The sequence below is a fragment of the Salegentibacter sp. genome (assembly GCF_041642575.1).
In the GTDB taxonomy this organism is placed as follows: Bacteria; Bacteroidota; Bacteroidia; order Flavobacteriales; family Flavobacteriaceae; genus Salegentibacter.
Window position 1 is genome coordinate 11,866 of record NZ_JBEPWD010000008.1, and the last position, 23,240, is coordinate 35,105.

A 23,240-nucleotide genomic window follows, 5' to 3' on the forward strand; every position below is an offset into this window, starting at 1 on the left:
GATAAATGAAAGAAGTAAACATCATCTTGTTTGGAGTAGGTAATGTGGGTAATACACTCATTTCCCAACTTCTCGAAAATAAAGACAAATGGAAAAAGAAAAAGGGCCTTTCGGTTAAGATTCCTGTGATCGCGAATTCCCAGCGGGCAATCTTTAATCCTGAAGGGATAGATCAAGACTGGAAAGAAAAACTGAAAACCTCCTCAGAAGTTTATGATCTGGAGGATATTATTAAATTCAGTAAAGAAAATAAACTGGAAAATATTATCGCTGTAGATGCTACCGCCAGTAAGGATATTGTTCTCGAATATCCCAAACTGGTGCGAAGCGGTTTTCATCTGGTAGCGGCGAATAAGGTAGCCAATACACTTTCCGATGAGTTTTATACCGAATTAAGAAAGGAACTAGAAGTGCATAAAAAACACTTTTACTATGAAACCAATGTAGGTGCAGGTCTTCCTATTGTACAAACCGTGCAGGGCTTGCATCAGGCAGGGGAGAAAGTTACAAAAATCAGAGGGGTTTTCTCTGGTTCCCTGAGTTTTATTTTCAATAGTTTTTCTGATTCTGACTCCGATTTTTCAGAAGTGCTAAAAAAAGCCGGAGAACTTGGATACACCGAACCCGATGCCCGGGAGGATCTCTCCGGAAATGATGTGGGAAGAAAACTGCTAATTCTGGCGAGAGAACTTCAGCTGAAAAAGGAGTTTAAAGAGGTGAAGATTCAGTCGCTTATTCCGGAACAACTCAACGGGAAGACTTCCGTAGAAGAATTCAATGAAAGAATTTCAGAACTGAATGAGATCTTCGAAAAACAAAAGAAAAATCAAAAAAAAGATCATGTACTGCGTTATGTGGGAGAACTGAAAGTTGGTAGCGGCAGCCTGGAAGCCAAACTTATTTCGGCACCAAGGGAGAGTGCGCTGGGTCAGATAGAAGGCGCCGATAATATTTTCGAGATCTATACCAAATCCTATGGAAATCATCCTTTAGTAATCCAGGGAGCGGGGGCCGGAGCTGCCGTAACGGCTCGGGGAGTAGTAAGCGATGTTCTGAAGTTATCGCAAAGACTGAATAAGTAAAGAAGAGTGCCTGGAGGCTTGTATCATCCCTGGGCTGGTGAGGATTTCGGTTGGACTGGAACATCCGGAAGATATTATTACAGATATTGATCAGGCTTTAAAAAGTATTTGAAATAATTACCTAAGTGTAGCAAGTAAGAGTTGAATCGGGGATTGAAATCATTATTTCATTATCTTCGCGCTATGCTTTCCAAAAAGACTAAATACGGTATTAAGGCCTTGGTTTATATAGCTAAACGTGAGAGGGAAGATCCCATCCAAACTTCGGAGATCGCAAAAAATGAGAATATCTCCCTGAAATTTCTGGAAAGTATTTTGCTTAGCCTTCGTAAATCAGGAATTCTGGCCTCGAAAAAAGGAAAGGGTGGCGGTTACTATCTGCTTAAAGAACCCCAAGAGATTAAAATGACTTCGGTTATTAGAGTACTGGAAGGTCCTATTGCCATGGTTCCCTGCGTAAGCCTTAATTATTATGAAAAATGTGAGGATTGTCCTTATGAATCAACTTGTCCGGTACATGCGCTTATGATACAGGTTAGGGATAGTACCCTAAAAGTCTTTAGCGAAAACACTCTGGCCGATATGGTGAGCGTAAAGAAATAATGTTAAACGAAATAATTTAGCCGCTATTTAATTGGCATAACCAAAGCTTAAGTTTATTTTTGCTTTAAATCCTACTAATCTGCTAGGGTTTAAAAAAGGATTTCCGGTTTATAATGAGGCTGCGCCCAGACCACAACAATGCCAGGAATATTATAACATTTAAAGGGATAATATGAAAAAATTGACTCCAACCCAGTTAAATGAACTTAATGAGAAGTTCCAGACCTTTCAACCTTTTGAAATTATACAATGGATAATAACCAAAGCCGTAAACCCGGTGGTAACTACGAATTTCCGTCCCTATGAGGCAGCAATTCTACATGCAGTAACCCGGGTTGAGCCCAATCTAAAAGTAATTTGGTGTGACACCGGGTATAATACCCCGCAAACTTACAAACATGCTCATCAGGTAACAGAGCAGTTGAATTTAAATATAAAACTTTACATTCCGCAACAAACAGCGGCATACAGGGATGCTATTTTTGGAGGTATTCCCGAAGTTAATTCATCTCAACATGACGAATTCACAAAGCAGGTGAAACTCGAGCCTTTCCAGCGTGCTATGCAAGAGCAAAAACCAGATCTCTGGTTTACTAATTTGCGAAAAGGTCAAACTTCTTTTCGCGATAGCATAGATGTTTTAAGCTACAGTAAGGATGGCATCTTAAAGGTAAGTCCGTTTTATCATTGGAGCGATGAGCAACTTGATAGCTATCTGGAAGAGCATAATCTGTCTAACGAATTTAAATATTTTGATCCAACGAAGGTTCTGTCTAACCGCGAGTGCGGTTTACATGCCTGAAATCAATTAAAACCGCAAAGTTGTAATACTAATGTCTTCTCAGGTATTTTCAAAAATTTAAAGCTTCCGGTTTCGGGAGCTTTTTTTACATTTGCTGAAAATGCTTTGCTATGAAAATTCATCTGAAACGTATAAATAAGGACTATCGCTTTGAAACTACCAATGAAAGAGGAGATGTTGTTTACCTGGATAATAAGTCGGAAGAAAACCCTCAGGGTGCCAGCCCGATGGATCTTTTATTGCGTGGTCTTGCCGGCTGTAGCAGTATTGATGTCGTGATGATCCTTAAAAAGCAAAAGATCGAGCTCGACGATCTAGAAGTCGAGGTAGAAGGTTTCAGGGAAGGTGGTGTGCCCAATGTTTTTAAAGGAATTCACTTGCACTTCATAATGCACGGGGAGGCACCAACAGCGAAAGCTATCAGGGCGGTAGAGCTTTCCATGGAAAAATACTGTTCGGTTTCAAAAATGCTCGAAAAAGCAGCTGAAATTACCTATTCCATCACCTTAAACGGAGAAAAAATAAAATAAGCTTAAAACGAATTCAATTCTTTGGAATTCGTTTAGGTATGCCCGATATTTGTGGGCTCAAGTTCATTAGTTACACATCGTTATCAAGAAAGGTGGAGGGAATAGACCCTTTGAAACCTTGGCAACCCTCCTGTAATGGGAGAAGGTGCTAACTTCTACTTCGCTATGTCGAAGATAGATAACAAAAGATTCTTTTCCTGCTTCTTTTTTTGATATTGATTAATTACGGTTATATGTCAAAATTAGAAGAACAACTCTCAAAAAAAATACTCATTCTTGATGGTGCTATGGGCACTATGCTTCAGGAATATCAATTTTCGGAAGAAGATTTCCGCGGAAAACGCTTTGCTCAATGGACGGTTTCGCTAAAAGGGAATAATGATCTCTTGTCTCTAACTCAACCCGAAGCCATTGCGGCCATTCATCGTAAATATTTCGAAGCCGGAGCAGATATTGTGGAAACCAATACCTTTTCCGGTACTAGCATAGCCATGGCGGACTACCAGATGGAGGAGCTGGTGTATGAAATGAATTTCGAATCGGCGCGAATCGCTAAAAAGGTGGCAGAAGAAGTTACTGCTGAAAATCCGGAACAACCACGTTTTGTGGCGGGAGCAATGGGGCCTACCAACAAGACCGCCAGTATGTCGCCCGATGTTAACGATCCGGGCTTCAGGGCTATATCTTTCGAGGAACTTCGCATTGCCTACAAACAGCAGGCAAAGGCATTAATCGAAGGAGGAGTGGATATTCTACTTGTAGAAACGGTTTTTGACACCTTAAATGCCAAAGCTGCACTTTTCGCTATTGAGGAATTAAAAGAAGAGCTTGGGGTGGAAATTCCGGTAATGGTTAGTGGCACGATTACCGATGCTTCGGGTAGAACTTTGTCTGGCCAAACCGCCGAAGCATTTCTGATTTCGGTTTCGCATATTCCACTATTAAGCATCGGATTCAACTGCGCTCTTGGAGCCAAACAACTTACCCCACATTTGGAGGTGCTAAATCGTTATGCCGAATCGGGCGTTTCAGCCTACCCCAATGCCGGTTTGCCAAATGCTTTCGGGGAATATGACCAGGATGCGGAAGAAATGGCAAATCAAATAAGAGAATATTTAGAAAAAGGACTTGTAAATATCCTTGGGGGTTGCTGCGGTACCACCCCAGATCATATCAGGGCAATAGCTGAAATTGCTAAAGATTACAAGCCCAGACCAATAGAAATTTTAAAGAATCCGGAAATCGTATAAATTATGACAGATAAAAGAGCATTACGATTATCGGGGTTGGAACCTTTGATCATCACTCCCGAAAGTAATTTTGTGAATGTTGGGGAGCGAACCAATGTGGCAGGGTCCAAGAAATTCCTGCGGTTAATCAAAGAGGAAAAATTTGAGGAAGCTTTGGTAGTTGCACGTGAACAAGTGGAGAACGGGGCGCAGATCATCGATGTAAACATGGACGATGGCCTTATTGAAGGCAAAGAAGCGATGGTTAAATTCCTCAATTTAATAGTTGCTGAACCCGATATTGCCCGCGTACCCATAATGATAGATAGTTCAAAATGGGAAATCATTGAAGCCGGACTCCAGGTAGTACAGGGGAAATGTGTGGTTAATTCCATCAGTTTAAAAGAAGGGGAAGAAGAGTTTGTTGAGCACGCCAAAAAAATTAAACGTTACGGTGCGGCGGTGATCGTAATGGCCTTTGATGAGATTGGCCAGGCCGATAATTATGAACGCCGGATTGAAATCGCCAAACGCTCTTATGACCTGCTGCTTAGTAAGGTGAAATTCCCTCCTGAAGATATCATTTTCGACCTCAATATTTTCCCGGTAGGTACAGGGATGGAGGAGCATAAAAGAAATGCGATAGATTATATCGAAGCCACGCGTTGGGTGAAAGAGAATTTACCACACGTGAGTTTGAGCGGGGGAGTGAGCAATGTTTCTTTCTCCTTCCGAGGAAATAATCCTGTGCGGGAAGCCATGCACTCGGTATTTCTGTACCACGCCATCAAGGCCGGGATGAACATGGGAATTGTGAACCCGTCTTTACTGGATGTTTACGATGAAATCCCTAAAGACCTGTTGGAGCACGTGGAAGACGTGATCCTGGACAGGCGCTATGATGCTACCGAGCGTTTACTCAATTTTGCAGAGACAGTTGTAGGTTCTAAAAAAGAAAATAAAATTGATCTTTCCTGGAGAGAAAATCCGCTTCAGGAACGAATCACTCACGCCCTGGTGAAAGGGATAGATGCTTATATCCTTGAAGATATTGAGGAAGCCAGGCAACAGGCCAATCAACCCATTGAAGTAATCGAGGGGCATCTGATGATTGGGATGAACGTGGTTGGAGATCTCTTTGGAAGCGGAAAAATGTTCCTCCCGCAGGTGGTGAAATCAGCGAGGGTGATGAAAAAGGCAGTGGCGTATCTTTTACCCTTCATCGAAGCCGATTCGTCTACCAAACGCCAGTCGGCTGGAAAAATCCTTATGGCTACCGTAAAAGGTGATGTACACGATATTGGGAAAAATATCGTAAGCGTGGTGCTGGGTTGCAATAATTATGAAATAATCGACTTGGGGGTGATGGTGCCACCAGAGAAGATCATCGAAACGGCAAAGGCTGAAAATGTCGACGTGATAGGCTTAAGTGGCCTCATTACCCCGTCTTTAGACGAAATGGTATTTCTGGCAAAAGAAATGCAACGTCAGAATTTCCAGGTGCCTTTGCTCATTGGGGGCGCAACTACCTCCAAGGCCCATACCGCCGTAAAAATAGATCCGCAGTATGGAAATGCCGTGGCTCATGTTAATGATGCCTCCCGTGCGGTTACCGTAGTGGGCGATTTGCTTAAGGAAAGTACACGCCAGAGGTACATGACAGAACTCAAAGCGGAATACGATAAATTCAGAAAGAACTTCAGGAAACGAAGTAAAGTGAAGTCCTTTCTCAGTATAGAGGAAGCCAGGCAGAATAAGTTTAAAATAGACTGGGGAACATCTGAAATAATTAAACCAAAGAAAACCGGTACTCAGGTAATTGACGATTTTGATCTCAAAAAACTGGAACCTTTTATAGACTGGAGTCCGTTTTTCAGGAGTTGGGACCTGCATGGGAAATATCCGGCGATTCTGGATGATGAAAAAGTAGGGGAGCAGGCCAGGTCTTTGTTTTTTGATGCCCGAAATTTACTGGGCCGAATCTTCGATGAAAAGTTGCTTACCGCAAAAGCTGTATTTGGACTTTTTCCTGCAAACACTATTAACGAGGATGATATAGAAATTCGCTACGAAGAGAATGCTGAAGAAAAAACCATGCTTTTCAGAACGCTTCGGCAGCAATTGAAAAAGCACGGGGAGCAACCCAATTTCGCCCTGGCCGATTTCGTTGCACCTAAGGAATCAGGAATTGAAGATTTTATCGGTACTTTTTGTGTAACCACAGGTTTTGGAACTCAGGAACTGGCGAAAAAATTCGAGGAAGAGCATGACGATTATAATTCGATCATGATCAAAGCCCTTGCTGACAGGCTGGCGGAAGCTTTTGCTGAATATCTTCATAAACAGGTAAGGACTAATCATTGGGGTTACGCGCCTACAGAAGATCTGAGTAATGAAGAGTTAATCAAGGAAAGCTACAAAGGCATTCGGCCAGCGCCGGGATATCCTGCCTGCCCCGATCACCTGGAAAAGCTAAGCATCTGGGAAGTTTTGAAGGTGGAAGAAAGAATAGGGGTTAAGCTTACGGAAAGTCTGGCAATGTGGCCGGCTGCCAGCGTTAGCGGATATTATTTTGCCAATCCCGAAGCCAGGTATTTTGGTCTTGGAAAGATCAGGGAAGATCAGGTGATAGATTACGCCAAGCGGAAAGGGATTTCGGTAGAAAAGGCCGAAAAATGGTTAAACCCAAACATTGCAGATTAAAACAGTAAAAACTCCATTTCCCGAATTCATCTAAATTAATCATCCAGAGAGTCTATGAAAATAACCGAACATATAGAAAAAGCACAGGGAAGATCTTTATTTTCCTTTGAAATATTACCGCCTTTAAAGGGGCAAAACATCCAGTCTATTTACGATGGGATTGATCCATTAATGGAATTTAAGCCACCATTTATTGATGTAACCTACCATCGGGAAGAATATGTTTTTAATGACCAGGGCAACGGACTCCTTCAGAAAAAAATAGTGCGGAAAAGACCGGGCACGGTAGGGATTTGTGCGGCGATACAGAGTAAATACGGAGTAGATGCCGTGCCGCATATTCTCTGCGGAGGATTTAATAAAGAAGACACCGAGAATTTTTTGATTGACCTTGATTTCCTTGGCATTCAGAATGTGATGGCACTAAGAGGAGACGCGGTAAAAAGTGAGACTTACTTCACACCTGAGAAGGAAGGAAACCATTTTGCTAAAGAGCTTGTAGAACAAATAGATAGTATGAACCAGGGAAAATACCTCGATGAGGTTATTGAAAAAGGCCATAACACCAATTTTTGTATTGGGGTTGCCGGTTACCCGGAAAAACATATGGAGGCACCAAGTTTAGATAAAGATATACAACGCCTGAAGGAAAAAGTTGATGCAGGAGCCGAATACGTGGTTACCCAGATGTTCTTCGATAACCAGAAATACTTTGAATTTGTTGAAAAATGCAAGAGGAATGGGATTACTGTACCTATTATTCCTGGTTTAAAGCCTATTGCTACTAAAAAGCAACTGAGTTTAATTCCACATAGATTTCATGTAGATATGCCTGAAGGCCTTATTCATGAAGTAGAAAAATGCAAAGACAATAAGGAGGTTCGCCAGGTTGGGGTAGAGTGGGGGATCTACCAAAGCAAAGAATTGATAAAAGCCGGGGTGCCTGTCCTACACTATTATTCTATGGGGAAAAGCACAAATATTCAGAAAATAGGTCAGGCAGTTTTTTAAAATATTGGCATACATTTGCGGGTAATGAAGAAAATTACAGCCCTTATTTTTCTTTTTGCCTGTCTTAACCTTTTAGCACAGGAATCAGGGAAGAATCATTACTCCTTTGATGCCAGTTATTTCTATGGCTCTATTGCTGAACATAATACCGATATCGCCCATTTAATAACAGGGCATCCCACTGCTTTGATCCTTGGGGTGAATAAAAAGAGCTTCGGATTTAAGGACTGGGAGAAGCGTTACAATTATCCTGATGTAGGTGTTTCCTTTACTTACCAGGATATGAAGGAACCGGCTCTGGGGGAGAATTACGGACTTTATGCTCATATGAATTTTTATTTACTGAAGCGGAGTTTGATCTTCAGGATTGGACAAGGCTTGGCCTACGCCGGGAATCCTTATCATCCCGATGATAACTTCAGAAATAATGCCTACGGATCACGACTTCTAAGTACCACATATCTTATGGCCAATCTGAAAAAAGAAAATATCCTTAATGGATTTGGTCTGCAGGCGGGGCTATCGGTGATCCATTATTCCAACGCCGATTTTAAATCCCCGAATACCAGTACGAACACAATTGGTTTCAACCTGGGAATGAACTACGTCCTGGATCACGAAAACTTGCCGGCCTATGTTCCCAAAAATCCGAATGAGAAATACAGCGAGCCAATACATTTAAATCTTGTGCTTCGCGGTGGCGTGAATACCATGGGTGTGGTAGGTTCCAAGAAATATCCGTTTCTAACATTTTCTGCAATCGCTGATAAGGTGATAAATCATAAGAGCACATTACAGGCGGGAACCGAATTGTTTCTGTCTAAGGCAATGGCAGAGCGAATCAGGTATCAATCTATCGCATTTCCTTCCGGAGACACCAGCGGAGATGAGGACTCGAAGCGAATTGGGGTTTTTGTGGGACACCAATTGGTGTTTGATAAATTATCGGTGATCACCCATCTGGGATATTATGTTTATTATCCTTATGAACATTATGTGGGGCAGCTTTATAACAGGATCGGACTTCAGCGTAAACTCACTGAAGATTTATGGACTTCTGTAACGGTACGCTCACATTGGGCTAATGCCGAAGCGGTGGAAATTTCAATTGGATACAGATTATGAAAGGGAGGTCACTGATATTGATAATTAGCATTTTCAGTTTTCTAGGTTGTGATTCTGAGGATGCACCCGGATGCATTCAAACCGCCGGTGAGATCGTTTCTGAAGAGATTGAATTAGCAGATTTTAAGGAGATCAATGTCTTTGATGATGTGAAACTTTTTATTCAGCAGGGATCTGAACATAAGGTAGTGGTAGAAACCGGGAAAAATCTCTTAAGTGGAGTTACAGTAGAAGTGCTGGATGGCCGACTTTTTATTAGAAATGAAAAACCCTGTAATTACATTCGGGATTATGGAATTACAAAAGTAACTGTCACTACTCCGGAGCTAAGTTGGTTGCAAAACAGTAGTCATCAACCCATTGAAAGTATAGGTGTGTTGAGCTTTCCTGAGCTCTGGCTGCGATCACTCAACCAGGAAAGAGATCCTGAGGTATATACCAACGGGGATTTTATTCTGAATTTGGAGGTAAATTCGTTGCGTATCACGAATGATAATGTTTCTAATTATTTTCTCATCGGAAAAGTTGACAAGTTGAACCTTTTCTTTGCAGCAGGCGATGGCAGGCTGGAGGCAGGAGAACTGGAAGCGAAGCAGATAGATCTTATGCACCGAGGTACCAATAAACTGATTGTGAATCCGCGGGAATCCATAAGAGGAGATATTTTTGGATTTGGTGATGTGATCGCTAAAAACCGCCCGCCGGAAGTAAGTGTGAAAGAACATTACACCGGCCGACTTATATTTGAGTAAGTTCAGCGAATAAACTCTCCAGATTTTTGGTTTTTTGGTTTAGCTGAAGGGTTTTGAGGCCGTTGTCGTGGGCGAAGTCAAAGACTGCCGGGCGCATATCTTTTTTAGTGTCGAAGCTAAGCTCCCAGGCAAATCCGCCAGTGTTCCGAGCGTTTATCAAATGCGGAATTTTTTGAATTGCCACCGGTTCAATCTGATAGTCGAATTCGACGAAAATCACTTGTTCATCTTCTGAACGTAACTCGTTAAGTTTTTTATCAGCAACAATCTTTCCCTGGTTGATGATGATCACCCGGTCGCAAACCGCTTCTACTTCCTGCATGATATGAGTTGAAAGGAAAACCGTTTTGTCGCTGCCAATATTCCGGATCAGTGAACGGATTTCAACCAGTTGATTGGGATCAAGACCGGTTGTGGGCTCATCGAGAATCAAAACTTCGGGGTCGTGTAAAAGAGCATTGGCCAAACCAACTCTTTGTCGGTAGCCTTTTGAAAGCTGTTCTATTTTTTTATTGGCTTCGGGTTTTAAGCCGGTAAGAGCTATTACTTCCTCGATCCTGGTCTTATCAACTTTAAAAATCTTTGCATTGAATTCCAGGTATTCCCTAACATACATTTCAGTGTAAAGCGGATTATGTTCGGGTAAATAGCCTATTGTTTTCTGAATCTCGTGCAGATTTTCTTCTACTGAAAGCTTACTTACGAAAGCTTTGCCTTCAGAAGCAGGAAGAAAGCCGGTAAGGATCTTCATCAATGTAGATTTTCCAGCGCCATTAGGACCTAAAAACCCTACTATTTCTCCTTTTTCAATACTGAAAGAAACTCCGTCCAGGGCTTTTTGTTCGCCGTAAAATTTTGATATCCCTTCAACAGCAATAGACATATATATACTTTTTTCAAAAATAGGTAATTAATAACGAAATCAGGTCGACTCAAAGTATATGGATAGATTGCATATTTCGGAATTTCCAGGTCATGCAGGAATAGGATTTTCGGAAATTAAAATTTAAACGAAGAAATTCCAAGCAACCTCACAAAAAGCATAAAAATTTTCCTGAAATTGTTTTTCATTTTGAATTTAAATTCTACTTTAGCCCCATAGTAATTAAACAATGAATCACTTAATTAGCTGGAACGCATTCTATTTTTTTTATTTCTATTTCAGAGATAGAAACGGGAATGCTATGTAATTAAGTAAGAAATTATATAAAAAAGTCCCGATGTGAATCGGGACTTTTTTTTTATGAAAAATTTAAATGAATAAAATTATCGCAATTCAGGGAATAGAGGGTTCATTTCATCATTTGGTGGCCCAACAATATTATAACCAGGAGGTTGAGGTATTGGAATGCATGTCTTTCGCAGAAGTAACCAAAAGTCTTATAAATGACCATGCTACTGAAGGAGTGATGGCCATCGAAAATTCTATTGCGGGATCTATTCTGCCTAATTATGCCCTTATCGATGAAAACAACTTAAAGGTGGTGGGTGAGCATTATACTCCTATTGAATTGAATTTAATGGCCATTCCGGGACAAAAAATAGAGAATATCAAAAAGGTGTATTCGCATCCCATGGCCCTGCTTCAGTGTAAGGAGTTCTTTAAAAAGCATCCGCATATTAAACTTATTGAAGATGCTGATACAGCCTCAGTAGCAAAAAGGATTTCAGAAAAGGGGAGCACAAAAGTGGCGGCGGTTGCCAGCAAAGCGGCGGCTCAGTTATTTGACCTTGAGATATTGGCTGAGAGTATTCATACCAAGAAAAGCAATGCGACCCGTTTCCTGATTATCAGCACTAAAAAGAAAGAGCCTAACGGTGAAATAATAGATAAGGCATCATTGAAATTTGAACTGGAAAGCAAGCGCGGGAGCCTGGTTTCCGTCCTGAATATTCTCAGGGATTTTAACCTGGATATGACCAAAATACAAAGTATGCCCATTATCGAATTTCCGTGGAAATATTCATTTTTTATCGATGTGATCTTTGACGATTATACCGAATTTCAAAAAGCCATGGATATTCTGCAAGTGATGACCGAGCGATTAACAATTTTAGGAACCTACAAAAACAGTTTGTAATGATAGAACAGGCTAACAGGTTAGACCAGGTTAAAGAGTACTACTTCTCTACAAAATTGATGGAAGTACGGGCAATGGCCGCTGCCGGGAAGGATATTATAAATCTTGGCATCGGGAGTCCCGATCTCGCACCGCCACCAAAGGTGGTTTCGGCCTTAAATGAAGCTTTAATAAATACCGGTGCCCACCAGTATCAGCCATACAGAGGCACCGCGGATTTCAGATATGCGATTGCCGAATTTTATCAGAATCATTACGGGGTTTCCCTGGACGCCCAATCGGAGGTCCTCCCTCTAATGGGAAGTAAGGAAGGAATTTTGCATATCTCGATGGCTTTTTTAAATGAAGGAGATGAGGTGCTAATTCCAGATCCGGGTTATCCAACTTATTCTTCGGTCACTGAGCTTGTAGGTGGGAAAACTGTTTTTTACGATCTGAAAGCTGAAGAAAACTGGTTGCCGGATTTAGAGGATTTAGGCAAGAAAGATTTAAGTAAAGTGAAATTGATGTGGGTGAACTATCCGCATATGCCAACAGGGGCATCAGCTGATGAAAAACTCTTTGAGGAGCTGGTGGCGTTTGCCAGAAAACATAAAATTTTGATCGTTAATGATAACCCTTACAGTTTTATTCTGAATGATAATCCACAAAGTATATTAAAGGCTGAAGGTGCTAAGGAAGTAGTTATTGAATTGAATTCATTGAGTAAGACCTTTAATATGGCCGGATGGCGTATAGGCATGCTCTGCGGAAGCGAAAAGAATTTAAACACTGTTCTAAAAGTTAAGACCAATATGGATAGCGGAATGTTTTATCCACTTCAGGCCGGTGCGGCTGTGGCCTTACGAATGGATGGAAATTGGTTTGCAGAACAGAATGTTATCTACCAGCAACGAAAGGACAAGATTCTCGAACTGGCAGCCTCATTAGATTGCCAGGTGGAAAAAGAACAAACAGGCTTATTTCTGTGGGCAAAAGTTCCAAAGGGAACAGATTCAGAAACATTTGTAGAATTTGTATTAAAAAAATATCACATTTTTATAGCCCCGGGATTCATTTTTGGGAAGAATGGGCAGGGATATATAAGGTTCTCCCTATGTGCTCCGGAAGAAATTATTGAAAAAGCTATCAAAAGAATAAAAGAATGAAAGTTCAGATAATAGGAATAGGACTTATAGGCGGTTCATTTGCACTGGATATTAAATCGACGTTTCCGGAATCAAAGATCTTCGGCACTGATGCTGATGAAAAAAACCTGGAACAAGCCAAAGAACTTGGAATAATAGACCATCCGGCCGCAATTGAAGATGTAAAAAATGCCGACGTGGTTATAGTGGCAGTTCCGGTGGATGTTGCAACTAAATTGATAATTGAGGTTCTGGACCAGGTAGAGGAGCAGTGCCTGGTGTTTGATGCAGGTTCTACAAAATCAGGACTGTGTAAAGCCCTGGCAACTCATTCTAATAGAAGAAATTTTTTAGCTGCCCATCCTATTGCCGGAACTGAATTCTCCGGACCTGAAGCGGCAATTCCAAATCTATACCGGAATAAAACCAATATTATTTGCGAGGTTGAAAAAACCGCTTTTAAACTTCAGGAACGGGCTTTGGAAATTTTTCAGCGATTAGGAATGCGAATTAGGTATATGGACCCGGTTTCGCACGATCGTCATATCGCTTATGTATCGCATTTATCGCATATCAGCTCTTTTATGCTAGGGAAAACAGTTTTGGAAAAAGAACGCAACGAACGAGATATTTTTGATCTTGCAGGGAGTGGATTTGCTTCTACCGTGAGATTGGCCAAAAGCTCTCCGGCAATGTGGTCGCCCATTTTTCAGGAGAATAAGGAAAATGTGCTGGAAACTTTAAATGAATACATCAATAATCTTACGCATTTTAAGGAGTTACTGGAAAAAGACGATTTCCGGGAGATTTATAAGGAAATGCAGCGCACCAATCATATCAAATCAATATTAAACGGAATAAACTAATAATCAGGATTAAACTATAAGTTATGGAAAACAAGAAAGAACTAAGAAACTGGTTGGATGATTTCGGATTAGATCATCCACTGGTAATCGCCGGCCCGTGCAGCGCAGAGACTGAAGAACAGGTTTTAAAAATCGCTCACCAGTTAAAAGACACAGATGCCACGGTTTTACGCGCGGGGATTTGGAAGCCAAGAACCAGACCGGGGAACTTTGAAGGGGTAGGCTCACTTGGTTTAAAATGGCTTAAAAAAGCAAAGGAAGAAACAGGGATGTTAACTACTACCGAAGTCGCGAATTCACACCATGTGGACCTTGCGCTGGAGAACGATGTTGATATTCTTTGGATTGGTGCCAGAACAACGGTTTCGCCATTTATTGTACAGGATATCGCTGATGCACTTAAAGGAACCGATAAAACCGTTTTGGTGAAAAATCCCGTGAACCCGGACCTTTCTCTTTGGTTAGGGGCTGTGGAAAGATTTCATACTGCCGATATTAAAAATCTGGGGGTAATTCACCGTGGATTTTCAGCATATGAAAAGACCAAATATAGAAATAATCCTGAATGGCAAATTGCCATTGAGCTTCAGAATAAATTCCCGGACCTTCCGTTGATCCTGGATCCTTCACATATCGCGGGGCGCAGGGATATAATTTTCGATCTTTGTCAAACCGCTTTAGATCTTAATTACGACGGGCTAATGGTGGAAACCCATCATTCTCCCGATGATGCCTGGAGTGATGCCGCCCAACAAATTACTCCTGCAACTCTTGTTCAGATGATGAAAGATCTGAAGATCAGAAAAGAGATTTCAGAAAGCGAGGAGTTTCAGAAAAAACTAGGAAATCTGAGAGCACAAATTGATGTTGCAGATAACCAATTAATCGAATTGCTTTCCCGAAGGATGAAAATTTCCGACGAGATAGGAAAAGTGAAAAAATCACAAAATGTTTCGGTTTTACAAACCAAAAGGTGGAACGAAATCCTTGGCAACATGGTGCTTGAAGGGGAACAACACGGTTTGAGCGAAGAATTTATTCTGCGGTTGTTCAAAGCGGTTCACCAGGAATCTATCAATCACCAGGAGAAAATCATGAAATCATAAGGTTCTTGTTTTCCGTAATTTTTGGTTTAAAAGCGAGTCGTAATTGCTATTTTAGCAAAAAGGCTGTTTAGAAATTTTAATTACAATCTGTTTAAATTTCATGATCAATAAATGAAGGGAACCGTATATAAATCTACCGGGAGTTGGTATCTGGTAAAAGGTGAGGATGGTAAGCATTACGACTGTCGCATCAAGGGAAAATTCCGTTTAAAAGGAATAAAAAGCACAAACCCTGTTGCTGTTGGTGACAAAGTGGAATTTGATATTGAAGAAAAGGAAGGCGCAGAGCAGGGAGTAATTAAAAAAATCGAAAATCGTGAAAATTACATTATTCGTAAATCGGTTAACCTTTCTAAGCAAACGCATATAATTGCAGCCAATATAGATCAGGTTTTTTTACTGGTAACCTTAAACAATCCGCCAACTTTCACCACATTTATTGATCGGTTTTTGATTACTGCGGAAGCTTACGGCATTAAGGCAGTTTTGCTTTTCAATAAAGTTGATACTTACAACGAAGACGAACTTGCAGAGATAAAATACCTGGCGGCGATGTACAGGGATATAGGTTATGAATGCATTGGGATTTCAGCAAAAAGCGGGAAAAATGTTGAGAAGGTAAAGGAGATGATGCTCGGGAAAACCAGCATGTTCTCGGGACATAGCGGTACCGGAAAATCAACTTTAATAAATGCCCTGGAACCCGGATTAAACTTAAAGACCTCAGAAATTTCCGGGCAGCATAAGCAAGGGCAGCATACCACTACTTTTGCTGAAATGTTTGACCTTAGTTTTGACGCCAGAATAATTGATACTCCTGGAATCAAAGGATTTGGGGTGGTGGATATTGAGCGGGAAGAGCTGGGCAATTATTTTCCTGAATTTTTCAAAATAAAACAAGATTGTAAATTTCATAATTGTTTGCACCTGGAGGAACCACAATGTGCGGTTAAACAGGCATTAGAGGAAGGGAAAATAGCCTGGAGCAGGTATAAAAGTTATTTGCAGATTCTCCAGGGAGACGAAGATAATTACCGAACCGATATCTATAAAAAAGAATGAGAGTAGTACTCCAGCGGGTTTCAAAAGCCTCGGTAAGCACAAATCGCGAAATTAATGCGGTAATTAAAAATGGTCTTCTGATCCTGCTCGGAATTGAAAATGCTGATACTGAAGAAGATATCAAGTGGCTATGCAATAAGATCGTGAAGATGCGTATTTTTAATGATAGTGAAGGGGTTATGAATGATTCTCTTCTTGATGTAGGAGGCGACGCAATTGTTGTAAGTCAGTTTACCTTGCATGCAAGTATCAAAAAAGGAAACAGGCCCAGCTATATTCAGGCAGCGAAACCTGAAGTCGCTATTCCGTTGTACGAGAAATTTATAAAAACATTGGAAGAAAGCTTAGGAAAACCGGTGGGAACAGGAGAGTTTGGTGCCGATATGAAAGTAGAGCTAATTAATGATGGGCCGGTAACTATCTTAATGGATTCTAAAAACCGGAATTAGATCATAAAAACGATTAACATGAATATAGAAAACGCTCAAACAGCGGTAGACGATTGGATAAAGGAACATGGGGTTCGTTATTTCAACGAGCTTACCAATATGGCGCAACTCACCGAGGAGGTGGGGGAAGTAGCCCGAATAATTGCCCGTCGATATGGGGAGCAAAGCGAAAAGGAAAGCGATAAGGATAAGGACCTTGGAGAAGAACTGGCCGATGTGATGTTTGTGGTGCTTTGTCTTGCCAATCAAACGGGGGTAAATTTACAGGAAGCCTTCGATAAAAAGCTGGATATTAAAACCAAAAGGGATAAAAACCGTCATAAGAACAATAAAAAACTTCAGTAATGTCTTTTAAAAGTATAGTATCACAAAAAAGCTTTTGGAAATCGGTAATATTGTTAGGAGTTTCCTTTCTCATAATTTATAATTTTGTGAGTATGTTGTTTGAATATGGTGGATTTGAAATCACTACTTTTTTAAGGGAGCGTACCGAAGACGGGAAATTATTTAGATTTATCCTGGGGCAATTAATGGCAGCTTTAGCTTACGGTTTCATCATTGCTTTTGGGCAATTTAAAATGAAAGAAAAAGAAAATTCCCGGGATCAATAAAAATCAAAAGGAGATGAAGATCAAACTTTTTAATGAAAAAAAGCAGCTTTCGGGAGCTCTGAAGATTACCGGATCTAAAAGCGAATCCAACCGCTTACTTATTCTACAGGCTCTCTATCCATCTCTAAAGGTTGAGAATTTATCTAATAGTGACGATACCCAATATCTGAAAAAGGCCTTATCTTCCGACGAAGAGCTTGTGGATATTCATCACGCTGGCACTGCTATGCGTTTTCTAACGGCTTATTTTGCGAGCAAAGAAGGTAGAGAAGTGGTATTAACCGGAAGCCAACGCATGCAGGAGCGTCCGGTGAAATTACTGGTGGATGCCTTAAAGATTCTGGGAGCCGATATTACTTATGAAAAGAAAGAAGGTTATCCTCCCCTGCGGATAAAAGGGAAACGCCTTCTCGAAAGTGAAGTTAAAGTACAGGCAAATATCAGCAGCCAGTACATTTCGGCTTTGATGCTTATTGCACCTTCTTTGCCTAACGGATTACAAATAGATCTGGTTGGCCAGGTAACTTCAGCGCCATATATCAATATGAGCCTTGCACTGATGAAAAATACCGGGGTGAATGGAGAATTTACCAAAAATAAAATAATAATCGAACCCGCTGAAAAACTGGAGGGCAAAACCATTGCCGTAGAATCAGATTGGAGTTCAGCGTCCTATTTCTATAGTTTGGCCGCAATTAGTGAAACGGCAGAAATAAAACTCAACACCTACCGGGAAAAGAGTTTGCAGGGCGACTGCTGTATTTCTGAAATCTACCGGCAATTTGGAGTGGAAACCCGTTATGAAGCTGATGCGATAATTCTAAAAAAAACCTCTCAAAAAAAACCGAGACATCTTTCAGAAAACCTTAGGGATTCGCCCGATATAGCTCAAACAATCGCAGTTACCTGTCTTGCCCTGGGCGTGCCTTGTACTTTAAAAGGATTGCATACCCTGAAGATAAAAGAAACCGACCGCCTCTTAGCTTTAAAAACCGAAATGGAAAAGTTTGGAAGCAATGTTAAGATATCTGATGATTGCCTGGAGTTAATTCCGCAGAAGGATTTTAAAGAAAATGTTTCTGTAGCTACCTATAATGATCACCGAATGGCCATGGCCTTTGCTCCACTTGCTCTTAAAGTACCTTTTGAAATTGAGGATGCTATGGTGGTTTCAAAGTCTTATCCGGATTTTTGGAAGGATCTGGAACGTTTAGGTTTCAGCATTGAGGAGGCCTAAACCCTGCTTCCGGGAAATAAACACCTATTTACTTGACAACGCCTGTTTTGAGATTGTATATTTGCAGCTTTTAAAATCACACTTATGGGAATGAAACTTTCACACTTCAATTTTGAACTTCCGCCAGAACTTTTGGCCGAGTATCCTGCTGAGAACAGGGACGAAGCCAGGTTAATGGTTCTTAACCGGAAGGAACAAACTATTGAACACAAACAATTTAAAGACATCCTTGATTATTTTGATCCTCAGGATGTTATGGTGCTCAATAACACCAAGGTTTTTCCGGCCCGTCTTTACGGGAACAAGGAAAAAACAGGTGCAAGAATTGAAGTCTTTTTGCTTAGGGAATTAAATCCTGAAACCAAGCTTTGGGATGTGTTAGTAGATCCTGCGAGAAAAATAAGAATAGGGAATAAGCTTTATTTCGGGGAAGACGAGAGTCTGGTAGCCGAGGTTATTGATAATACTACTTCCCGCGGAAGAACCCTGAGGTTTTTATACGATGGTTCGTATGAAGATTTCAGAAAGAAACTTCAGGAACTAGGTGAGACTCCGCTTCCCAAATATATAAAAAGAGAGGTGCAACCTGAAGATCAGGAGCGTTACCAAACTATTTACGCCAAGGAGGAAGGTGCTGTTGCGGCTCCAACTGCCGGACTTCATTTTTCCAAGCATCTTTTAAAGCGCCTGGAAATTAAAGGAGTTGATTTTGCTGAAGTTACCCTTCACGTTGGTTTGGGAACTTTTAGCCCGGTTGAGGTAGAGGATCTAAGCAAACATAAAATGGATAGTGAGGAAGCTTTTATCAATAAAAAGGCCACGGATACTATCAATAAAGCAAAACTTGAGAACCGTAGGGTATGTGCCGTAGGTACTACCGTTATGCGTGTTCTGGAAAGTGCGGTTTCTTCAAACCAAACTTTAAATGAATTTGGAGGCTGGACTAATAAATTTATATTCCCTCCCTACGATTTCAGTATTGCTAACTGTATGATCACAAATTTTCATACACCCAAGTCAACCCTGCTTATGATGGTTTCGGCCTTCGCGGGACATGATTTCATGAAAAAAGCCTATGCAGAAGCAGTTAAAGAGAAATATCGATTCTATACTTACGGAGATGCAATGTTGATCATCTAGTAGGCAAAAACACCACTAAAAGCCGCAAATTTAAATTTGTGGCTTTTTTTGTTTTAAGCTGTGTTAAACACTTAAGAATCAATTAGTAAATTAATCCTTTAATTCTTCATACTTTTGCAGCGTGAAAAATAAGAAGAAAGACATACGGGCCCTAACCAAAAAGCAACTGCAGGACTTTTTTGTTGCTGAAGGCGATAAATCCTTCCGTGGAAGTCAGGTTTATGAATGGCTTTGGAATAAAGGAGCGCATAGCTTTGATGCGATGACCAATATTTCCAAGGAAACCCGTGAAATGCTGAATGAAAATTTTGTGATCAACCATATTCGGGTAGACCGCATGCAACGCAGTAGTGACGGAACCATTAAAAACGCTGTAAAGCTTCATGATCAATTAACCGTTGAATCGGTATTGATTCCTACAGCTTCCAGAACCACGGCCTGTGTTTCTTCTCAGGTTGGGTGTAGCCTGGATTGCCAATTTTGCGCTACTGCAAGATTGAAAAGAATGCGAAATCTCAATCCTGACGAGATCTATGATCAGGTTGTGGCTATAGATAATGAAAGCAGACTTTATTTTGATCGTCCCTTAAGTAATATTGTTTTTATGGGAATGGGAGAGCCTCTCATGAATTATAATAATGTGATGAAGGCGGTAGAGAAGATCACTTCTCCTGAAGGTTTGGGCATGTCGCCTAAGCGTATCACGATCTCAACTTCGGGAGTTCCTAAAATGATCAAGAAACTGGCCGATGATGAGGCTAAGATAAAACTTGCTGTTTCTTTGCATTCTGCCATAGATGAGGTACGGACTCAAATCATGCCTTTTAATGAAACCTTTCCATTAGGCGATCTTCGGGAAGCCCTGGAATATTGGTATTCAAAAACCGGGAGCCGGATCACCTATGAATATATCGTCTGGAAAGGAATTAACGATACCCGAAAGGATGCTGAAGCCCTGGTGAAGTTTTGTAAATATGTTCCCTGTAAGGTGAATTTAATAGAATACAACCCTATTGACGACGGCAATTTCCAGCAAGCCTCTGCTCAGGCTACTGAAATGTATCAACAAATGCTCGAAAAGAACCATATCACAGTAACGGTGCGCCGTTCCCGTGGAAAAGATATCGACGCTGCTTGCGGCCAACTGGCAAATAAATCGGCTTGATGCGAAAAACGAAGTCAGGACCTAAAATTCTCTTTAAATAATTATCTTTGGTCGCTTAATGAAAGTGATTTCCCAAATAAAACTACCGGTAGAGAAAGAGATGGAACTTTTTGAAAAAAAGTTCTTCGAATCTATGTCTTCTAAAGTGGCTCTTCTTAACCGCATTACTCATTATATAGTTAACCGTAAGGGTAAGCAAATGCGGCCAATGTTCGTTTTTCTGGTGGCCAAAATGGTTTCAGACGGAAGCGTTAACGAGCGTACTTACCGTGGCGCTTCGGTTATAGAATTGATACATACCGCTACCTTGGTACACGATGACGTTGTTGATGACTCGAACCGTCGGCGCGGATTCTTCAGCATAAATGCCTTGTGGAAGAACAAGATCGCTGTTTTGGTAGGGGATTATCTACTTTCCAAAGGATTGCTTTTATCTATAGATAATAATGATTTTGATCTGCTGAAGATCATTTCGGTTGCAGTTAGGGAGATGAGTGAAGGGGAATTATTGCAGATAGAAAAAGCACGTCGACTTGATATCACCGAGGCGGTTTATTATGATATTATCCGCCAGAAAACCGCTACGCTTATTGCTGCTTGTTGTAGTCTGGGAGCAGCATCGGTAAAACCAGAATCCAATGAGATAGCCAAGATGCGACGTTTTGGAGAACTTATAGGGATGGCCTTTCAGATCAAAGATGACCTTTTTGATTATGGTGATGATAAAATCGGTAAACCTACCGGAATAGACATCAAGGAGCAAAAAATGACGCTTCCTTTAATTTATGCCTTAAATAATTCTGACAAGAAGGAAAAGGCCTGGCTTATCAATTCGGTGAAAAATCACAACAAGGATAAAAAGCGGGTGAAAGAAGTTATTGAATTTGTGAAAGCCAAAGGCGGACTTGATTACGCTGAAAACAAAATGATGGAGTTCCAACGCGAGGCATTACGTATTCTGGAAGATTATCCTGATTCGACTTATAAAGATTCGCTGGAATTAATGGTGAATTATGTTATTGAACGAAAAAAATAAGTCCTCACCCCGGCCTTTCCTAAAAGAAGAGTAAACTATAATAATATAGTTTTGGCAATGTTAAGGATGGAAGTTATTCCTTAATCCATAGAATTGAATGAAAATTAAAAAACCGCATAATTTCAATATTACGCAGTTTTTGCTTTTTGAATCAGGTAAGCTTAAAAATCGTCTTCTGTCGCTTCACCGTTAATATCATCGGTTTCGTGAATTTCTTCATCGATTTCCTTTCTAACTTTTTCGGCACCTTCCTCTATCTTTTCTCCGGCTTTTCTAGCATTGTCTTCAGCGTCTTCACCAATAGCTTCAATTGCTTCCTGGGTTTTATCCTGGGTAGTTTCTCTACAGGCATTAAGTGAAAGTGCTAAAATTGACACTAAAAATAAAATTATCTTTTTCATTTGTTTTAAAATTAGGATTAATAAAAAAAAGCCACTTTCGGTTAAGAAAGCAGCTTTGGAAATACTTTAAAGTACGATATTACATGTTATCGTCTTCGTTCATTTCTTCTTCTATTTCTTGCTCTACTTCGTCAGCAGTTTCTTCAGTTTCGTAAGCGGCCTCTTCAGTAGCATCTTCTGCATCTTCACCTGCAGATTCCATAGCGTCTTCAGTTTTCTCTTCAGTAGTTTCTCTACAAGAATAGATTGAAAGGGACATAGTTGCAACAGCAAATAATAAGAATAATTTTTTCATTTTTAGATAATGTTTAATTAGTTGAAGAAGCAAATTTAAACTAATTTTTAATTTACCAATGAAATCTTTTCACTCAAATATCTCCAATTGCGTTTAGGTACGGCTGCTGATGCACTTTTCTGTTAGCCTGGGATTTGATATTTACAGAATAAAAATAATTTTTTATATGCTTTGAGGGTATATCTTCGGTCGAAATTCCTCATGATTTATTTATCAATATCTGAAGATTTTTTATCCGGATAGGTTTCAGGATTTTCTCCTGCTAATTTTGCAAAATTCCTGTATGCTTGTTTTACCCTTTCCTCAGGAGTTTGTTCAAATTCTGCTTCGGTTACCTCATATTTTTCCTGGAGGCTATCCAGCTTCGCATGCATTTCCTCCCGAATATCCACATAATCAGGATGCTTGTATATATTGTTCTCCTCGAGAGGATCTTTTTGTAGGTCGTACATTTCCCAGAAATCTATATCATCATAGAAATGCATAAGTTTATAACGTTCGGTTCGAACTCCATAATGTCTTTTCACCATATGGAATGCGGGAAAATCATAGTAGTGATAATAAATTACATTTCGGAAGTCCTCATCGCTGCTGGTTTGATTTACCAAAGGTCTAAGAGATCTTCCCTGCATTTCTTCTGGTATTTCTGCGCCGGCAAAATCCAGGAAGGTAGGAGCAAAATCAAGATTTTGAGTAAGCGCATTGATCTCGGTGCCGGCTTTAATTTCCTTTGGAAATTGCATGAGCATTGGCATGGCAAGGGATTCTTCGTACATAAACCTTTTGTCGAAAAAACCTTTTTCGCCTAAATAGAATCCCTGATCGGT

General features: G+C 40.5%; 26 protein-coding genes and 1 riboswitch. Of the genes, 22 read left to right on the forward strand and 4 right to left on the reverse strand.

The features are described 5' to 3' along the window. Positions 1-5 precede the first annotated feature (5 nt). The 10 genes from ACESK1_RS02940 (at position 6) to ACESK1_RS02985 (ending at position 9,837) form a co-directional block, all read left to right on the forward strand. Positions 6-1,082 carry an aspartate kinase gene (locus ACESK1_RS02940; RefSeq protein WP_372917757.1) on the forward strand — a complete coding sequence of 359 codons (1,077 nt, stop codon included), beginning with the start codon at positions 6-8 and terminating at the stop codon, positions 1,080-1,082. Positions 1,083-1,119: 37 nt separating this feature from the next. Further along, positions 1,120-1,194 carry a hypothetical protein gene (locus ACESK1_RS02945; protein ID WP_372917821.1) on the forward strand — a complete coding sequence of 25 codons (75 nt, stop codon included), beginning with the start codon at positions 1,120-1,122 and terminating at the stop codon, positions 1,192-1,194. A 71-nt stretch (positions 1,195-1,265) separates the two neighbouring features. Continuing rightward, entirely contained in the window at positions 1,266-1,685 is a 420-nt protein-coding gene (locus tag ACESK1_RS02950; RefSeq protein WP_372917823.1) for an Rrf2 family transcriptional regulator, read from the forward strand. Positions 1,686-1,857: 172 nt separating this feature from the next. Next, positions 1,858-2,487, forward strand: a complete 630-nt coding sequence (locus ACESK1_RS02955) for a phosphoadenosine phosphosulfate reductase family protein (protein ID WP_372917759.1) — start codon at positions 1,858-1,860, stop codon at positions 2,485-2,487. Between the two features lie 110 nt (positions 2,488-2,597). Then, positions 2,598-3,017, forward strand: coding sequence for an OsmC family protein (locus tag ACESK1_RS02960; protein WP_372917761.1), 420 nt, complete (start codon positions 2,598-2,600; stop codon positions 3,015-3,017). Positions 3,018-3,094: 77 nt separating this feature from the next. Next, a riboswitch (SAM riboswitch) is annotated at positions 3,095-3,202 on the forward strand. Positions 3,203-3,250: 48 nt separating this feature from the next. Beyond that, entirely contained in the window at positions 3,251-4,267 is a 1,017-nt protein-coding gene (locus tag ACESK1_RS02965; RefSeq protein WP_372917763.1) for a homocysteine S-methyltransferase family protein, read from the forward strand. A 3-nt stretch (positions 4,268-4,270) separates the two neighbouring features. Then, complete coding sequence (gene metH, locus ACESK1_RS02970) at positions 4,271-6,949, forward strand: methionine synthase (protein WP_372917765.1); 2,679 nt, start codon at positions 4,271-4,273, stop codon at positions 6,947-6,949. A gap of 54 nt (positions 6,950-7,003) precedes the next feature. Continuing rightward, positions 7,004-7,960, forward strand: coding sequence for a methylenetetrahydrofolate reductase [NAD(P)H] (gene metF / locus ACESK1_RS02975; protein ID WP_372917767.1), 957 nt, complete (start codon positions 7,004-7,006; stop codon positions 7,958-7,960). Between the two features lie 24 nt (positions 7,961-7,984). Next, entirely contained in the window at positions 7,985-9,085 is a 1,101-nt protein-coding gene (locus ACESK1_RS02980) for an acyloxyacyl hydrolase (protein ID WP_372917769.1), read from the forward strand. Continuing rightward, on the forward strand, positions 9,082-9,837 hold the full coding sequence (locus tag ACESK1_RS02985; protein ID WP_372917771.1) for a head GIN domain-containing protein: 756 nt from the start codon (positions 9,082-9,084) through the stop codon (positions 9,835-9,837). Before ACESK1_RS02980 ends, ACESK1_RS02985 begins: the two co-directional genes overlap by 4 nt. On the opposite strand, the gene gldA is transcribed toward ACESK1_RS02985, so the two are convergent. Next, the gene (gene gldA / locus ACESK1_RS02990) at positions 9,824-10,720 is read right to left on the reverse strand and encodes a gliding motility-associated ABC transporter ATP-binding subunit GldA (protein ID WP_372917773.1); all 897 of its coding nucleotides are present in this window, start codon (positions 10,718-10,720) and stop codon (positions 9,824-9,826) included. The two genes, ACESK1_RS02985 and gldA, sit on opposite strands and share 14 nt — an antisense overlap. A 373-nt stretch (positions 10,721-11,093) precedes the next feature. Between gldA and ACESK1_RS02995 the strand changes: the two genes are divergently transcribed. From ACESK1_RS02995 to ACESK1_RS03050, 12 genes are all read left to right on the forward strand, one after another. Beyond that, entirely contained in the window at positions 11,094-11,918 is an 825-nt protein-coding gene (locus tag ACESK1_RS02995; RefSeq protein ID WP_372917775.1) for a prephenate dehydratase, read from the forward strand. Further along, entirely contained in the window at positions 11,918-13,066 is a 1,149-nt protein-coding gene (locus tag ACESK1_RS03000; RefSeq protein WP_372917777.1) for a pyridoxal phosphate-dependent aminotransferase, read from the forward strand. The genes ACESK1_RS02995 and ACESK1_RS03000 overlap by 1 nt, the downstream gene beginning before the upstream one ends. Next, positions 13,063-13,911 (forward strand): prephenate dehydrogenase, encoded by an 849-nt coding sequence (locus tag ACESK1_RS03005; RefSeq protein WP_372917779.1) that lies wholly within the window; start codon positions 13,063-13,065, stop codon positions 13,909-13,911. The genes ACESK1_RS03000 and ACESK1_RS03005 overlap by 4 nt, the downstream gene beginning before the upstream one ends. A 23-nt stretch (positions 13,912-13,934) precedes the next feature. Next, the gene (locus ACESK1_RS03010) at positions 13,935-15,017 is read left to right on the forward strand and encodes a chorismate mutase (RefSeq protein ID WP_372917781.1); all 1,083 of its coding nucleotides are present in this window, start codon (positions 13,935-13,937) and stop codon (positions 15,015-15,017) included. Between the two features lie 111 nt (positions 15,018-15,128). Continuing rightward, positions 15,129-16,079 carry a ribosome small subunit-dependent GTPase A gene (gene rsgA / locus ACESK1_RS03015; protein ID WP_372917783.1) on the forward strand — a complete coding sequence of 317 codons (951 nt, stop codon included), beginning with the start codon at positions 15,129-15,131 and terminating at the stop codon, positions 16,077-16,079. Beyond that, positions 16,076-16,528, forward strand: a complete 453-nt coding sequence (gene dtd, locus ACESK1_RS03020) for a D-aminoacyl-tRNA deacylase (protein ID WP_372917785.1) — start codon at positions 16,076-16,078, stop codon at positions 16,526-16,528. Before rsgA ends, dtd begins: the two co-directional genes overlap by 4 nt. 18 nt (positions 16,529-16,546) lie before the next feature. Then, positions 16,547-16,873: a nucleotide pyrophosphohydrolase gene (locus ACESK1_RS03025; RefSeq protein WP_372917787.1), complete on the forward strand. Its 327-nt coding sequence runs from the start codon at positions 16,547-16,549 to the stop codon at positions 16,871-16,873. Beyond that, positions 16,873-17,139, forward strand: coding sequence for a hypothetical protein (locus ACESK1_RS03030; RefSeq protein ID WP_372917789.1), 267 nt, complete (start codon positions 16,873-16,875; stop codon positions 17,137-17,139). The genes ACESK1_RS03025 and ACESK1_RS03030 overlap by 1 nt, the downstream gene beginning before the upstream one ends. A gap of 13 nt (positions 17,140-17,152) precedes the next feature. Further along, positions 17,153-18,376, forward strand: coding sequence for a 3-phosphoshikimate 1-carboxyvinyltransferase (gene aroA, locus ACESK1_RS03035; protein WP_372917791.1), 1,224 nt, complete (start codon positions 17,153-17,155; stop codon positions 18,374-18,376). Between the two features lie 84 nt (positions 18,377-18,460). Next, positions 18,461-19,516 carry a tRNA preQ1(34) S-adenosylmethionine ribosyltransferase-isomerase QueA gene (gene queA, locus ACESK1_RS03040; protein WP_372917793.1) on the forward strand — a complete coding sequence of 352 codons (1,056 nt, stop codon included), beginning with the start codon at positions 18,461-18,463 and terminating at the stop codon, positions 19,514-19,516. 121 nt (positions 19,517-19,637) lie between these two features. Then, positions 19,638-20,681, forward strand: coding sequence for a 23S rRNA (adenine(2503)-C(2))-methyltransferase RlmN (gene rlmN, locus ACESK1_RS03045; RefSeq protein WP_372917795.1), 1,044 nt, complete (start codon positions 19,638-19,640; stop codon positions 20,679-20,681). Positions 20,682-20,739: 58 nt separating this feature from the next. Then, the gene (locus tag ACESK1_RS03050; protein WP_372917797.1) at positions 20,740-21,717 is read left to right on the forward strand and encodes a polyprenyl synthetase family protein; all 978 of its coding nucleotides are present in this window, start codon (positions 20,740-20,742) and stop codon (positions 21,715-21,717) included. A gap of 161 nt (positions 21,718-21,878) precedes the next feature. Here ACESK1_RS03050 and ACESK1_RS03055 read toward each other — a convergent pair whose 3' ends face one another. The 3 genes from ACESK1_RS03055 to ACESK1_RS03065 all read right to left on the reverse strand — a co-directional run. After that, complete coding sequence (locus ACESK1_RS03055) at positions 21,879-22,118, reverse strand: hypothetical protein (protein WP_372917799.1); 240 nt, start codon at positions 22,116-22,118, stop codon at positions 21,879-21,881. A gap of 79 nt (positions 22,119-22,197) precedes the next feature. Next, positions 22,198-22,377 carry a hypothetical protein gene (locus ACESK1_RS03060; RefSeq protein WP_372917801.1) on the reverse strand — a complete coding sequence of 60 codons (180 nt, stop codon included), beginning with the start codon at positions 22,375-22,377 and terminating at the stop codon, positions 22,198-22,200. Between the two features lie 242 nt (positions 22,378-22,619). Continuing rightward, the coding region (locus ACESK1_RS03065; protein WP_372917803.1) for a sulfatase/phosphatase domain-containing protein at positions 22,620-23,240 on the reverse strand (621 nt) is incomplete at its 5' end.